Source organism: Polaribacter sp. Asnod6-C07, assembly GCF_045063625.1.
GTDB classification, from domain to species: Bacteria; Bacteroidota; Bacteroidia; order Flavobacteriales; family Flavobacteriaceae; genus Polaribacter; species Polaribacter vadi_A.
Window position 1 is genome coordinate 156064 of record NZ_JBEFOF010000005.1, and the last position, 16152, is coordinate 172215.

General features: G+C 29.6%; 10 protein-coding genes. 5 read left to right on the plus strand and 5 right to left on the minus strand.

From position 1 onward, the window contains the following. Positions 1-2 precede the first annotated feature (2 nt). Entirely contained in the window at positions 3-3287 is a 3285-nt protein-coding gene (locus ACJJVK_RS00755) for a VCBS repeat-containing protein (RefSeq protein WP_405562282.1), read from the plus strand. Here ACJJVK_RS00755 and ACJJVK_RS00760 read toward each other — a convergent pair. The 5 genes from ACJJVK_RS00760 to ACJJVK_RS00780 all read right to left on the minus strand — a co-directional run bounded on the left by ACJJVK_RS00760 (position 3284) and on the right by ACJJVK_RS00780 (position 11057). Then, positions 3284-4624, minus strand: coding sequence for a GntP family permease (locus ACJJVK_RS00760; RefSeq protein WP_405562283.1), 1341 nt, complete (start codon positions 4622-4624; stop codon positions 3284-3286). The two genes, ACJJVK_RS00755 and ACJJVK_RS00760, sit on opposite strands and share 4 nt — an antisense overlap. A gap of 9 nt (positions 4625-4633) precedes the next feature. Further along, positions 4634-6889, minus strand: coding sequence for a glycoside hydrolase family 3 N-terminal domain-containing protein (locus ACJJVK_RS00765; RefSeq protein WP_405562284.1), 2256 nt, complete (start codon positions 6887-6889; stop codon positions 4634-4636). An 8-nt stretch (positions 6890-6897) separates the two neighbouring features. After that, positions 6898-7884: an SMP-30/gluconolactonase/LRE family protein gene (locus ACJJVK_RS00770; RefSeq protein ID WP_405562285.1), complete on the minus strand. Its 987-nt coding sequence runs from the start codon at positions 7882-7884 to the stop codon at positions 6898-6900. A gap of 11 nt (positions 7885-7895) precedes the next feature. Continuing rightward, positions 7896-8639: a prolyl oligopeptidase family serine peptidase gene (locus ACJJVK_RS00775; protein ID WP_405562287.1), complete on the minus strand. Its 744-nt coding sequence runs from the start codon at positions 8637-8639 to the stop codon at positions 7896-7898. 195 nt (positions 8640-8834) lie between these two features. Then, the gene (locus ACJJVK_RS00780) at positions 8835-11057 is read right to left on the minus strand and encodes a beta-glucosidase (protein ID WP_405562289.1); all 2223 of its coding nucleotides are present in this window, start codon (positions 11055-11057) and stop codon (positions 8835-8837) included. Between the two features lie 254 nt (positions 11058-11311). On the opposite strand from ACJJVK_RS00780, the gene ACJJVK_RS00785 reads away from it, so the two are divergent. The 4 genes from ACJJVK_RS00785 to ACJJVK_RS00800 all read left to right on the plus strand — a co-directional run bounded on the left by ACJJVK_RS00785 (position 11312) and on the right by ACJJVK_RS00800 (position 16151). Next, positions 11312-13411 (plus strand): thioredoxin domain-containing protein, encoded by a 2100-nt coding sequence (locus ACJJVK_RS00785; protein ID WP_405562291.1) that lies wholly within the window; start codon positions 11312-11314, stop codon positions 13409-13411. 149 nt (positions 13412-13560) lie between these two features. Further along, positions 13561-14217, plus strand: coding sequence for a TetR family transcriptional regulator C-terminal domain-containing protein (locus ACJJVK_RS00790; RefSeq protein ID WP_405562292.1), 657 nt, complete (start codon positions 13561-13563; stop codon positions 14215-14217). Between the two features lie 6 nt (positions 14218-14223). After that, positions 14224-15528 (plus strand): ABC1 kinase family protein, encoded by a 1305-nt coding sequence (locus tag ACJJVK_RS00795; RefSeq protein ID WP_405562294.1) that lies wholly within the window; start codon positions 14224-14226, stop codon positions 15526-15528. Continuing rightward, positions 15528-16151: a flavin reductase family protein gene (locus ACJJVK_RS00800; protein ID WP_405562296.1), complete on the plus strand. Its 624-nt coding sequence runs from the start codon at positions 15528-15530 to the stop codon at positions 16149-16151. Before ACJJVK_RS00795 ends, ACJJVK_RS00800 begins: the two co-directional genes overlap by 1 nt. Position 16152: the final 1 nt, after the last annotated feature.

Consider the following 16152-nt stretch of genomic DNA (forward strand, 5'->3'; position numbering starts at 1 on the left):
TTATGTATAAATCAATCATAATATCTCTAATTTGTTTAGTTCTTTTTAGTTGTTCTGATAAAGCGCATCAACAAAAAACAAAAACGATTTTTACTCAACTTTTATCAGAAGAGTCAAAAATTAATTTTAGCAACAATTTAAAAGAAACAGATTCTTTAAACTATTTTAAATACACCTCAATTTATATGGGTGGTGGTGTTTCTGTGGGTGATATTAATAATGATGCTTTAGTAGATCTTTTTTTTACAGGCAATCAAGTAAGTAATAAATTATACTTAAATAAAGGAAATTTACAATTCGAAGATATAACTAAAAAAGCAAATATTTCTGGTGATGATAGGTGGTATACAGGCGCAACAATGGCAGACGTAAATAACGATGGATATTTAGATATTTATTGCGCTGTTGCTGGTAAAAATGGCGTTAAAAACAACCAACTTTTTATCAATAATAAAGACAATACTTTTACAGAAAAAGCAAAAGAATATCATATAGATAATGAGGCAAACTCTGTGCAATCTACTTTTTTTGATTATGATAATGATGGCGATTTAGATCTCTATATTGCCAATTATCCTATTGCACATCCATCAACATCTAATATGATTTACAAAAACAGAATGCAAAATGCTTCTGACAAAGAAACAGACAAATTGTTTAGAAATGATGGCGCATTTTTTACAGATGTTACAGAAAGTGCAGGAGTTAAAAATTATAGTTTTTCTTTAGGGATTACTGCTGCTGATATAAATAATGATGGTTGGCAAGATTTATATGTATCTAATGATTATAGCATTCCAGATTTTTTATACATCAACAATAAAAACGGAACCTTTAAAGAGGTTGTTAAAGAAGCAACTTCGCAAACTTCTTTTTACGGAATGGGTATTGATATTTCTGACATAAATAATGATGGATTTTTAGACGTTTTTCAAGTAGATATGGAATCTAACAACAACCGTCGTCAAAAAGCAAATATGGCAAGCATGAATCCTAAATTGTTTTTTGAGACTGTTTTTTATGGTTTTCATTATCAATACATGAGCAATTGTTTGCAATTAAATTCAGGGTTAATTGATGATGGAATTCCTAAATTCTCTAACATTTCTAGACTTACAGGAATGTCTTCTACAGATTGGAGTTGGGGACCTTTATTTGCCGATTTTGATAACGATGGATTTAAAGATTTATACATAACAAATGGCACAAGAAGAGAAGTAAACAACAAAGATTATTTTAAAAAAATAGATAAAAAAGAATATGATAAATATTCATTATTAGAAAAAACTAAAATGATTCCTAGTGAAAAAATAGACAATTTTATGTTTAAAAATCAAGGGAATTTAAATTTTGATAATGTTGGTAAAAAATGGGGTTTAGAGCACAAAGGTTTTTCTAACGGAGCTGCTTATGCTGATTTAGATAATGATGGAGATTTAGAAATTATTATCAATAATATTGATGAAAAAGCCACTATTTTTAAAAACCATAGTTCAGAAAACAGCAGTTATTTAAAAATACGTTTCAAAGGTAATTCTACTAATAAATTTGGATTAGGAAACCGAGTTTACGCGTATACAGGTCATCAAAAACAAATGCAAGAATTAACATTAACAAGAGGTTTTCAGTCTTCAGTTGCGCCAGAACTTCACTTTGGATTCAACCAAGAAAAGAAAATTGATAGCTTGCAAATTGTTTGGCAAAATGGAAAAAAACAAACTTTAAAAAACGTTTTCACCAATCAATTATTAATGATAGATCTCAAAGATTCTAAAATTCATCAAACAAAAAAAGAAACAAAAACCGCAAAAAATTTATTTACAGAAACAACAGATTTTCTAAAAGTAAAACATAAAGAAAACGTTTTTAACGATTTTGATAAACAGGTTTTATTACCACATAAAATGTCTACTCTAGGCCCTTCTTTAGCAGTTGCTGATGTAAATAATGATGGTTTAGAAGATTATTTTATTGGCGGTTCTTTTGGTATTTCTGCACAATTATATGTGCAAAAAAATGGCAATTTTATAAAAACTAATATTCCGTTTATAGAAAAAGATAAGTTATCAGAAGATTTAGGGTCTTTATTTTTTGATGCTGATGCTGATGGAGATCTAGATTTATATGTTGTTAGTGGTGGTTATGAATATGCTCAAAATTCATCAATGTTACAAGACAGATTGTATGTTAATGATGGTGTTGGAAATTTTGAAAAATCGAAAAATGCATTACCTAAACTTACAGAAAGTGGTTCTAAAGTTTATCAATTAGATTATAATAAAGATGGTAAACAAGATGTTTTAGTTTTAGGCAGACAAGTTCCTGGTAAATATCCGCTTGCAGCCAGCAGTTATTTGTTAGAAAATAAAACTACCACAAACGATTTAAAATTCATAAAAAATAAAACAAGATTATTTACTGATTTAGGGATGGCAACAAGTGCTATAATCACAGATTTTAATAACGATTCTTGGCAAGATATTATTATTGTAGGAGAATGGATGTCTATCAAAATTTATAAAAACAATAAAGGAACTTTTGAAGATGTTTCTACAAAAATGGGATTAACAAAAGATACTACTGGTTGGTGGTGGAGTATTAATCAGGGTGATTTTGATAATGATGGTGATCTAGATTACATATTGGGCAACAATGGTTTAAACTACAAATACAAAGCCACAGAAAACGAAACTTTTGATATTTATGTTAACGATTTTGATAAAAATAACAAAAGTGATATTGTATTAAGTTACTATAATGATGGCGAGCAATATCCACTTCGTGGAAGACAATGTTCCTCTCAACAAATACCCGGAATTAAGAATAAATTTAAAAATTATGATGAGTTTTCTACTGCAACTTTAATTGATGTTTATGGCAAACAAAACTTAGAAAAAGCGTTACATTATCAGGTAAAATCTTTTGCAAGTATTTATTTAGAAAATAAAGGCGATTCTTTTAAAATACATCAACTACCTATTGAAGCTCAGTTTTCGAGCATTCAAAAAATATTGGTTAATGATTATGATAAAGACGGAAAATTAGATGCTCTAATTGCTGGAAATCTCCATAATTCTGAAGTAGAAACACCAAGAAACGATGCGAGTTATGGTTTATTTTTAAAAGGAAAAGGCAATGGAACTTTTAAAGCAACATCGGTTTTAGAAAGTGGTTTTTATGTTTCTGGTGATGTAAAAGAAATGGCTGAAATACAAATCAACAACACAAAACACATCATTGTAGGTAAAAATAATGATGAAATACAGTATGTAAAAATTAACAATTAAACTATCAACGACAAAATCATAACACTTGTAAAACCTACAAGAGAGAGTAAAATTGTCATAACAGACCAACTTTTAAACGTTTGCTTTTCATCAATATTTAAATATTTACTTACTAGCCAAAAACCACTATCATTAACGTGAGACATTATTGATGCCCCAGCTGCAATAGCAATTACCAAAAGCGCTTTGTCTATTTCTGTAATAGTATCCGCCAAAAGTGGCGCTGTAATTCCTGCAGCAGTTATCATTGCAACTGTAGAAGATCCCTGTAAAACACGCACAACAACAGCTGCTAAAAAAGCAAAAAACAAAATACTTATTCCTTTATCTGCAAAATAATTTGCCAACATAACTCCAGTTCCTGTGTTTATTAATACTTGTTTAAACACGCCTCCTGCACCTGTTAATAATATAATAATACCAGCTGCCTCCATAGATTTTGTGGTAATTTTTGATAATGTTTCTTTGTGATAACCTCTCTTAATCCCCAATAAATACCAGGCAATTAAATTGGCTATAATTAATGCTGAAAATGGATGACCAATCATTTGCAACCAATTTTTTATATTTACAGGAATTGTATCTTCTGCAAACAAAGGACTATTTAAAACGGTATTACTCACAATTAAAGCAATAGGAATTCCGATAATAGCCAATATTAAACCTACAGCAGGATAATTTTGAAGCGCTTGTTTCTGTTCTATTTTAGGAGCAGCAACAAATATTTTATTTGAAATATGTTTTGCAAATAATGGTCCACTAACAACGGCAGTAGGTATACCTACAATAAACCCAAATAAAATTACCCAACCTAAATCGGCTTTTAAAATATCTGCCACTGCAACTGGACCTGGAGTTGGAGGAATAAAAGCATGAGTAATTGCCAAACCTGCCAATAAGGGAATTGCATACAACAATAAAGACTTTTTAGTTTTACGTTGTAAAGAATAAATTAAAGGCACTAAAATGATAAAAGCAACATCGAAAAAAACAGGAATTGCAATAAAAAAACCTGTAATTACCAATGCCCAAGACGCATTTTTTTCTCCAAATTTATGTAATAGATAATTTGCCAAAGCTTCTGCACCTCCAGAATGTTCTAAAATGGCTCCAAAAATTGCACCTAAACCTACTACAGTTGCCACAAAACCCAAAGTACTACCCATACCTTCTTTTATGGTAGTAATGATTTCTAAAGGATCCATTCCAGAAAATACACCAACAGCAATACTAGCAATTAACAAGGCTATAAAAGCCGGAATTTTTAATTTTAAAATAAGAAAAAGTAAAATTACAATTCCGATAAAAACAGCTGCAATCAGTGTAAAATCAATCATAAAAAAGGATTATTTTTTTAATGAAAAAGCGGTTTTTAAACCTTGTGCAGCATTTGGACCAACCCAAAGATTAAAACTCCCTTCTTCTGCACTCTTTATTAATTTATGATTGACAAACTCTAAATCTTTAGATGAAATTTTAAAAACAATTTCTTTGGTTTCTCCTGTTTCTAAAAATACTTGTTGATACCTTTTTAACTCTTTTACAGGTCTAGTAATACTACCTACAACATCTTGAATGTATAACTGCACAATTTCTTTACCTGCTTTTTTTCCAGTATTTGTAATTGCTATTTTCACCTCTAAATCTTCATCAAAATGAATTGTTTCTTTAGATATAGAAATATCAGAATATTTAAAAGTTGTATAAGACAATCCATATCCAAAAGGAAAATGGGGAGTAAAACCAGCATCTAAATAATGAGAATCGTTACCCAAAGAACTCTGCCAAGCGCCAATAGGAATTTTATCAATTGGTACAAAATTGATACTATCTGCAGGTCTCCCTGTATTTTTATGATTGTAAAAATAAGGCAACTGGCCTGCAGTTTTTGGCCAAGAAACTGGCAATCTTCCTTCAGGTGAACTTATTCCGTTTATAATTTCGTACAAAGCTTCTCCACCCATTGTTCCTGGATGCCAAGCCATAACAACAGCGTCTATTTTATCAATAATATTTGTAATTGTAATGGGTCTACCAGCCATAATTACCAAAACAATAGGTTTCCCTGTTTTAGCCAGTTCATTGATTAATTCTTCTTGAGCACCAGGTAAATCTATATTTGCTCTACTATGTGCTTCTCCAGAAAGAATCGCTTCTTCTCCACCAAAAAATAAAATAACATCAGATTTTTTTGCTATGGATATGGCTTCTTTAAAACCTTTTTTAGAATGATCTCTACTATGCCCTAAACCTTTTGCAAAACTAAAATTTGAATGCACTTTATGGTACGCATCTAATGGTGTATTTGTATGTTCTTTTTCGCCATCAAAAGCCCAAGTACCCAATTGTTCGTGAGGCGCATTTGCCAAAGGCCCAATAATTGCCACTTTTGTTTTTTCTGAAAGTGGTAAAATGGATTCTTTATTTTTTAATAATACCGTACTTTTAATTGCTGCTTTTTTAGCTTCTTTTAAATGATTTTCTGCATAAAAATTTCCTGAATGTTCTTTATTTCTATGTGGATTTTTAAAAAGCCCTAATCTAAATTTTACACGTAAAATATTACGAACAAAATCATTCAGTTCTTCTATAGAAACTTTATTTTCTTTGATTAACTGTTTTAAATGGTTTTCATAGGCTGTACTAGTCATTTCCATATCTAATCCTGCTTTAGCAGCTAATTCTCCTGCATGTTTTTCATCACTTGCATATCCATGAGCAACCATTTCTATAACAGAATCCCAATCACTAACTACAAAACCATCAAACTGTAATTCACCTCTTAAAACCTCTTTTAATAAGAACTCATTTCCTGTTGCTGGTATTCCATTAATTTCATTAAAAGAACTCATTACAGTTGCAGAACCAGCATCTATTGCAGCTTTAAATGGTGGCATATACACATTTCTTAACAATTGTTCGCTTATATCTACTGTGTTGTAATCTCTACCTCCTATTGCTGCTCCATAGGCAATATAATGTTTTGCTGAAGCTGCCATTCTGTAGGAACTACTTAAATCATCGCCTTGAAAGCCTTTAACATAAGCTGCACCTAAAACTTTTGCTAAATACGGATCTTCTCCTGGAGATTCTGCAATTCGACCCCATCTACTATCTCTTGCAATATCTAACATGGGTGCAAACGTCCATCTTATACCATAAGCAGAAGCTTCGTAAGCCGCAATTTCTGAAGATTTTTCTACTATTTGTGCATCCCAAGTTGCTGCTAATCCCAATGGAATTGGAAACATTGTTTTAAAACCGTGAATTACATCTCTACCAAAAATTAACGGAATTCCATTTGGACTTTCTTCAACAGCAATTCTTTGCAATTCGTCTACATAATCTAGGTTCATAATATTTAAAAAAGCACCTACATTTCCTTTTCTTACAGACTCTTTTAAATCTGTTGGCAAAGAAGTTGCTCTGCTAGAAACACCTCTTAAATTGGTTTGCCCAATTTTTTCTTCTAAAGTCATTTTAGCAAGTAAAGCTTCTATCTTTGCTTCATGCTTTGTGTCTTTTACAAAAGATGAATTTTGATTTTCTTTACAACTTATAAGTGTTACTATTAATAGTAATAAAAGGACTATTTTTTTCATAATATAATTTATTTCGTTGATTTATTTTCTATATAAAAATTACTATTTACGCCTTTAACTCCAGGTTTTATTTTAAAAACAGAACCAGCTAAGGGATATTTTTTAACCTCTTCTGCTGTCATATCTACACTTGCAGAAGTAATGTATAAAATATCTAAATTTTCGCCACCAAAAGCACAAGAAGTTATATTATGAGCAGGAACTTCAATTTTAGAAATAACTTTACCATTTATAGGATTAAAACGAATAACTGCATTACCATTCCACATACCTACCCAAAGCATATTTTCTTCGTCTATAGTCATTCCATCAGGAAAACCTAAAGATTCTGGAATCTGCACAACTACTTTTCCGTTTGTAATTTCTCCTGTTTTATTATCGTAATCAAAAGCTTTAATAGATGATGTTGGTGTATCTATATAATACATCGTTTTTTTATCTGATGTCCAAACAATTCCGTTAGAAATTGTTACACTATCTACCTTTTTTATCAATATATTTTCTGAGGTAATTGTATACAAATTCGCTTTATTTTTAAGTTGATTAAAATGCATAGAACCTACCCAAAATCTTCCTGCAGGATCGCATTTACCATCATTTAATCTACTACCTGACAATTCGTTTTTCATATCTGTAAACAAAGTACTTTCTCCTGAATTTAAATTCATTTTATGCACACCATCTTCTAATGCAATTAAAGCTTCTTCTTTAGTAAAAGGAACAACTGTACCAATTCTAGATTTGGTTTTTAAAACTTTGTTTTCTTTTGATTTTGGATTGAAAACATTTAACTGTTTGCCTTCAATATCTACCCAATACAATTCTTGTGTTTTATAATTCCAAATAGCTCCTTCTCCTAAAACTGCTTTTGTTTTATAAGCTAAAGTTGCTGTTTTTATGTTGTTAGATTTCACTTCTTTTTCGCTTTCTTTTTTTGATGAATTACAAGCAATGATCAGAATTAAAAGAGTAACAATTGATATTTTTTTAAGCATAAATTATTTTATTATTTTGATTTAGAAAACAGCCAAGGTATGAATTCTGGCTCTTGAAATGCTTTTTTAAAAGTAGCTCCATGCCCTAAATTGTATTCTGTATATTTTACATCAGCATTAATTTCTGATAAAAGTTTGTACATATTCCTAGAACCTTCTACAGGATTCCATTTGTCTTTATTTCCGTGGAAAATCCAAATTGGGATTTCTTTTATTTTCTGTATTTGATTAGGATCTGAATACCCAGCCATTGGGATTGCTGCTGCAAATAAATTGGGTTTTCTTGCTATAAAATCCCAAGTACCAAAACCGCCCATAGATAAACCTGTTATGTATATTCTAGAACTATCAATTGATTTTTCTTTAATTAATTGCTCTATTAATTCTAGAGTTGCTTTACCAGAATCAGAAGGTATTGGATTTATTTGATAAGCACCATCTTTACCTAAACCTTTAAAAGGTGTTTCTGGAGAATTGCCAATCCATTTTGCCCATTCTTCATTTTCTGTTTTGTCAGAACATTGAGGAACCAAAACATAACAAGGATATTTGTTTTGAGATTTTGGTGTTATTAATGAATTCTTATTCATTATAAACCCTGCATTTCTATAAATTTCACTTCCGTTTTTTGTTCCTCTTTCTCCTCTTCCGTGTAAAAAAATTACCAAAGGAAGCTTTTTATTCTTATTTAATTTAGGAATAAACAAACGATATGGCAGTTTAAATCCGTTAGAAGAAAAATACGTTTTTTTCACCAATAAACGATCTACATTATTCGCTATTCATTGAGTATTAAACCTTTCTTCTTTTAAATTTTGTTTTGAATTACAAGCCAAAAAACATCCAATGATGAAGAGACTTGAGCATATTTTATTTTTCATAGGATAAAAAATTTAAAAAACAGTGTAAATAAATTCACACTGTTCTTCAACATTAATAAACAATAAAAATCAATAAATAATAAACTTAATTTTCTTTTTGATGTTATTAGAAGCGTTACCTACATATAAATAATAAGTTCCTTTTTCTAATGACCAATCTGATATTTCTGTATTATAATACGCTAAATCTGAAGCGTTAATAGTAACAGAAGCTGTTTTTTCAGTTCCTTTATCCAAAGAAATCTTGGCAAATCCTTTTAATTCTTTTAATGCTCTTTTAACTTTAGATTTAGGCTTACCTACATAAACTTGCACAACCTCTGCTCCTTCTCTATCACCTGTATTTGTTACGTTAAAGGTTACTTTAATTTTATCGTTCTTATTGAATTTTGCTTGGTTGATTTTTACATCAGAAATAGTAAAATTTGAATAAGATAAACCATAACCAAAAGCATATTGTGGTTCTATTTTTTTTGTATCAAACCATCTATAACCCACAAAAATATCTTCTTTATATTCTTGATCTACTCCATTTCCTGGATATGAAATTTCTCCAAAAGAATGCGCTGCATTATCGTTTAATTCTTTTGGAAAAGAAAATGGTAATTTACCTGAAGGATTTACATCACCACTAACAACATCTGCAATTGCATAGCCAGCCATACTACCCAAATACCAAGTCTGTATAACTCCTTTTGTTTTCGGCAGCCAATTCATTCCTACAGCATTACCTGTTAATAATAAAAAACCTAAGTTTTTATTAACTTCATAAATGCTGTTTATTAATTTTTCTTGTCCATAAGGCAATGCAAAATTTTCTCTATCATCACCTTCACTGTCTTGATGATAACTTTTGTTTAATCCGCCAGCAAACAATACAATGTCTGCTTTTTTAGCCACTTCTATTGCTTTTACGTACAAAGAATCTTGATTTAAAGCTGCAGGAATGGTTGCATCGTATACAGATGGACCAGATTCATAACCCATAGTATGAATAATTTTTGCATGCTTATACCTTTCTTTTAATCCTTGTAAAGGAGAAATTTCGAAAAGTGGTTTTAATTGAGAAGAACCTCCACCTTGCGTCATATTTCTTGTGGCATTTTCTCCAATAACTGCAATAGTTATTCCTTCTTTATCTTGAATAGGAAAAAAATTATCTTGATTTTTTAATAAAACAATGCCCTCTGCTGCAACTTCTCTTGCTACTTTATGATGTTGTTTTGTATTTAGTTTTCCTAAACCTCTATCTGGATTTAAATTGGTTCTATAAATTAAACGTAAAATTCTACGTACTTTATCATTTACCAAATCTTCACTTAATTCTCCATTTTTAATCGCTTTTAAAAACGGAGTTGCTAAATAGTAATGTTCGTAATGATTAGAAGTTGTAGTACCTAAACCATCTGTACCTGTTCCCATTTCCATATCTACACCATACAAAGCAGCTTCTTTAGTAGAGTGCACTGAACTCCAATCACTGATTACAACACCATCAAAACCCCAATCAGTTTTTAGAATTTTATGTAAAATTTTGTTGTGAGTTGTATACTGCCCTCTAAATTTATTGTAAGCGCCCATTAAAGCCCAAACATTTCCTTTTTGTACAGCTGCTTTAAAAGCAGGTAAATAAATTTCGTGTAAAGCTCTGTCACTAACTTCTACATTAATTTTATCTCGCCAATGTTCTTGATTGTTTAAAGCAAAATGTTTTACGCAAGCTGCAATTCCGTTTTCTTGAATTCCTTTTATATAAGGAACAACCATTGTTGATGCCAAAAAAGGATCTTCGCCTAAATACTCAAAATTTCTACCATTAAAAGGGGTTCTATAAATATTTACACCTGGCCCTAGTAACACATCTTTTTCTCTATACCTTGCTTCCTCTCCTAAATTATAACCGTATTTATTGGCCAATTCAGGATTAAAAGTAGCAGCTAAACAGGTTAAAGCAGGAAAAGCTGTAATTGAATCATTAGACCAACCTGCATTTTCCCAAGCATCCCAACTAATTTCTTCTCTAACTCCATGTGGTCCATCAGACATCCAAACTTCTGGTATTCCTAATCTTGCAACTCCTTTTGTACTAAACTTAGATTGCGCATGCGTCATTGCAACTTTTTCTTCTAAGGTTAAAACAGCAATTATACTATCTATTTTTGCCTCTATAAATGCTGTTGTTGCTTCACCTTTTTCTACTTGAATTTTAGGAATTTTATTTTGTGCCAGTATACAAGTTATATTAAGACATAAAATAAAAACGATGATATTCTTTTTAAACGGTACTCTCATGTTTTTAATTTAATATGGTATTGTTTTTTTTATAAAACTACTTTTTAAGGGCAAATACTAGTAAAACTTATTCTACTAAGATTAAAACATTTGTTGCATTTTTTTTGTAAAAACATTGGTTTTACTACAGAATAGCACATCTGTTATACTCCTTGCTTTAGATTTTATAGTAAAAGAATTTTATAATTTACAGTTTTATAATACATTAGTACACATCACATTTTTATTGTAATCATTATTAAAAACAGCTAAAATTGAATTCTAAAACAAACTTCTTATTATTAATTTGTGTACTTTTTTTATGGAGCTGTTCTAAAAAATCTAACAATGGAAATGAACTAAAATTTGAAACCAGTCCGTATTTATTACAACATGCCAATAACCCTGTGCATTGGAAACCTTGGAATCCAAAAAGCTTAGAACTTGCCAAAAAAGAAAATAAATTAATTATTATTTCTATTGGATATTCTGCTTGCCATTGGTGTCATGTTATGGAAAAAGAAAGTTTTACAAACGATTCTATTGCCAAAATAATGAATACTAATTTTATCAATATTAAAGTAGATAGAGAAGAAAGGCCAGATATTGATAATATTTATATGAATGCTGTACAGTTAATGACAGGCAGTGGAGGTTGGCCTCTTAATTGCATAGCTTTACCTGATGGAAGACCCATTTTTGGTGGCACCTATTTTACCAAAGAACAATGGAAAAGTGTTTTGCAAAACATCACTAAACTTTATAAAGAAAATCCTGAAAAAGCTATCAATTTTGCAAATAAGCTTACAGATGGAATTAAAAATTCTGAATTAATTACACTTAAAAAAGAGAACATCAATTTTAAAGAATCTAATATTTCTAAAGCTGTATTAAAGTGGCAACAAAATTTTGATACCATTTATGGTGGTTCTATAGATAGTCCTAAATTTCCAATGCCAAACTCTTTGGATTTTTTATTGAGATACGCGCATCAATTTAACGATAAAAAGGTGCAAAAACACATAGACAACACACTCACAAAATTAGCATATGGTGGTATTAACGATCAAATTAATGGTGGGTTTTCTAGATATGCTACAGATAAAAAATGGCATATTCCACATTTCGAAAAGATGCTTTACGATAATGCTCAATTAGTAAGTCTTTATGCCAAAGCGTATCAACAAAATAAAAATCCACAGTATAAAGATGTAATTACAGAAACCTTAAACTTTGTAAAACTAGAACTTACAGATAAAAACGGAACATTTTTTTCTTCTTTAGATGCTGATAGTAAAAACAACAAAAATGATTTAGAAGAAGGTGATTATTATTATTGGACTGCTCAAGAATTACAAAGTTTGATTAAAAATAAGTATCCTTTATTTAAAGAATATTACAACATTAACGACTTTGGTTTGTGGAAAAAAGAAAGATATGTTTTAATCAGAAAAATTTCGAATAAAGATTTTTCTAAAAAGCATAAAATAACTTCGGATGCACTTAACAAACTAGTTAAAGATTGGAAAAAAACTTTAAAAAATGCAAGAGAATTAAAAAACAAACCAAATTTAGATGATAAGGTTTTAACATCTTGGAATGCCTTAATGATAAAAGGATATACAGATGCTTACAAAGCTTTAAAAAATGAAGATTATTTAAAATCGGCATTAAAAAACGCCAATTTTATTTTAAAAAATCAATTAAAAAAAGACGGAACGCTTTATAGAAATTATAAAAACGGAAAGATTTCTATTCGCGCATTTTCTGAAGATTATGCCACATTAATTGATGCTTTTCTAAACCTTTACGAAGTTACCTTAAATGAAAAATGGCTAAGGCAATCTAAAAAACTCATGGATTATTGCTTAACACACTTTTTTAATAAAGAGAACACTATGTTTTATTTTATTTCTAACAAAGACTACAATTTAATCTCTAGAAAAATAAAAGTGATTGATAATGTTATTGCCTCACCAAATTCAATTTTAGCTAATAGCCTATTTAAATTAAGCCTATATTTTGCTGATGAAAACTATAATAAAATTGCACATCAAATGCTAAACAACATGCATACTGATGTTTTAGAAAGTGCTGCTGGTTATAGCAATTGGTTACATTTAATGGTAAATTACACCAAACCTTTTTATGAGGTTGCAACTGTAGGTAAAGAAGCAAAACTAAAAAATGATGCTCTTTTAAGCCTCTACAATCCAAATGTAATTTTGGCTGGAGATATCAAAAACAATAATACAATTCCTTTATTAAAAAATAAATTTATTAAAGATGAAACCTACATTTATGTCTGTAATTTTGGGACTTGTAAACTACCTCAACAAGAAGTAAACAAAGCCATAAAATTTATAAAAAAATAAAAGCCAAACTACTTTCAAATTCCCTTTTTGAAACTCATATTCTTACTAATTTCTGATTGTAATTATCTGTTATATTACATTTTAAATTTTTGTTTAACTTATTTAAAAATTAATTAAACATTTTGTATCTTTGTACAAAATAAATAATTATGGCTACAGAAGATAAAATATCAAAAGATAACATTATTTCATTATATATGGAATTTGTTTTAGAAAACAATCATCAACCAAAATCTGTTTTTAGTTTTGCAAAAGACAATAATTTTGAAGAAAGTGATTTTTACAAATTTTATGCTTCTTTTGAAGCGATTGAAGAAGCCATATTTTCAGAATTCTTTCATCATACCATTAATGTTTTAGCAAAAAGTGAAGACTATGAAAATTTTGATGCAAGAAACAAATTATTAAGTTTTTACTTTACGTTTTTCGAAATCTTAACTGCCAATAGAAGTTATGTAGTTTATGCCTTAAAAGACAGCCAAAAAGATTTTAAAAAGTTAAAATCATTAAAAAAATTACGTGAAGATTTTATCGCTTACATCAAAAATTTGGGCATAGAAAAATTAGATTTAAAACAAGAAAAGCTAGAAAAAATTCAAGATAAAAGCATACAAGAATCTTCTTGGTTTCACTTATTAGTGACTATGAAATTTTGGTTGGATGATACTTCTGCTTCTTTTGAAAAAACAGATATTTTTATCGAAAAATCCATCAACGCTCGTTTTGATTTAATGGATATAAAACCGCTGAAAAGCATTATCGATTTTGGGAAATTCATCCTAAAAGAAAAAGTTAACTTTAATTAAAAGCCTATGAAAACAATAGATTCTATACCAACTTCTAAAATTCAGAGGGCTTCTAAGTTAGTTACTACTGGAGCAAAAATTGGGGTAAATTACCTAAAATATTATGGTGATAAAATTACCAAAACCGAAGACGAAGCAAAATCGAAATTAAACGAAAACAACGCAGAAGATATTTACGATGGCTTAAAACAACTTAAAGGAAGTGCTTTAAAAGTAGCACAAATGTTAAGTATGGAAAAAAGCATTTTACCACAAGCTTATGTAGAAAAATTTTCGCTTTCTCAGTTTTCTGTACCTCCTTTATCTCCTGCTTTGGTAACCAAAACTTTTAAAAAATATTTTGGTAAAAATCCGAACGAAATTTATGATAAATTCGACTCAGTTTCTGTTAACGCAGCTAGTATTGGCCAAGTTCACAAAGCTGAAAAAGATGGAAAAAAATTAGCTGTTAAAATTCAATATCCAGGAGTAGCAGAAAGTATTGCATCAGATTTAGCTTTGGTAAAACCAATTGCTATTAAAATGTTTAATATTAAAGGTAAAGATTCTGATAAATATTTTAAAGAAGTAGAAAATAAATTGGTTGAAGAAACCAATTATATTTTAGAAGTAGAACAAAGTAAAGCCATTGTTAAAGCCTGCGCGCACATACCCAATTTAAAATTCCCAAATTATTATTCAGATTTATCTTCGGATAGAATTATAACTATGGATTGGATGAATGGCGTACATTTATCTGAATTTTACACAGAAAATCAAGAAGTTGCCAATAAATTAGGACAAGCTTTGTGGGATTTTTACATGTTTCAAATCCATAAATTAAAGAAAGTTCATGCAGATCCACATCCTGGAAATTTTTTAATATCACCAGAAAACGATTTAATTGTAATCGATTTTGGCTGTATGAAAACCATTCCTAATAGTTTTTATGTGCCTTATTTTGAATTGGCAAAACAAGAAAACATTTCTGATCCTGTTTATTTTGAACAAAAATTATTTGAATTAGAAATTTTACGTGAAGATGATTCTAAAGAAGAATTAGATTTTTTTAGAGCTATGTTTCACGAAATGTTAAGCTTATTTACCCAACCTTTTCAACAAGAAAAATTCGACTTTTCTGATGAAGTTTTCTTTGGAAAAATTTCAGATTTAGGTCAGAAATACGCAAAAAGTACAGAGCTTAAAAACATGAATGGTAATCGAGGTTCTAAACATTTTATTTACATCAACAGAACATTTTTTGGCTTGTATAATTTAATGCACGATTTAAAAGCTAAAAATGTAGTGATTAATAATTTTAACAATTTGTAATGGCTTTTTTTAATTTTGATGACATTAATGCTTTAGAAAAAATTTATAAGATAAACCTTATAAACAGTTGTTCTGGCTTTAAATCTGCCAACTTAATTGGCTCTATTTCTAAAGATGGAACTACTAATGTTGCCGTTTTTAGTTCTGTTACACATTTGGGCTCTAACCCACCTACTTTGGGTTTTATTTTAAGACCTACAACTGTGCCAAGAAACACGCATCAAAACTTAAAAGACGTTGGTTATTTTACAATCAATCATATTTGGGAAGAAATTGTAGAAGATGCACATCATACTTCTGCAAAATATCCTGCAGATATTTCTGAGTTTGATATGACAAATCTAGAACCTGAATTTAAAGGAAATTTCAAAGCTCCTTTTGTAAAAAATGCACCAGTACAAATGAACATGAAATTTATAGAAGAAATTTATGTTCCTTCTAATGATGTTATGTTGATTGTAGCTCAAATTCAAGAACTATATGTTCAAGATAAATTACTACAAGAAGATGGTTTAATCAACTTATCTAAAGGAAACGTAGCTGCTATAAATGGGTTAGATACTTATGCAATTCCTAAGTTTAAAACCCAATTGGGTTATCAAAGACCTAAAACAAATAAATAGC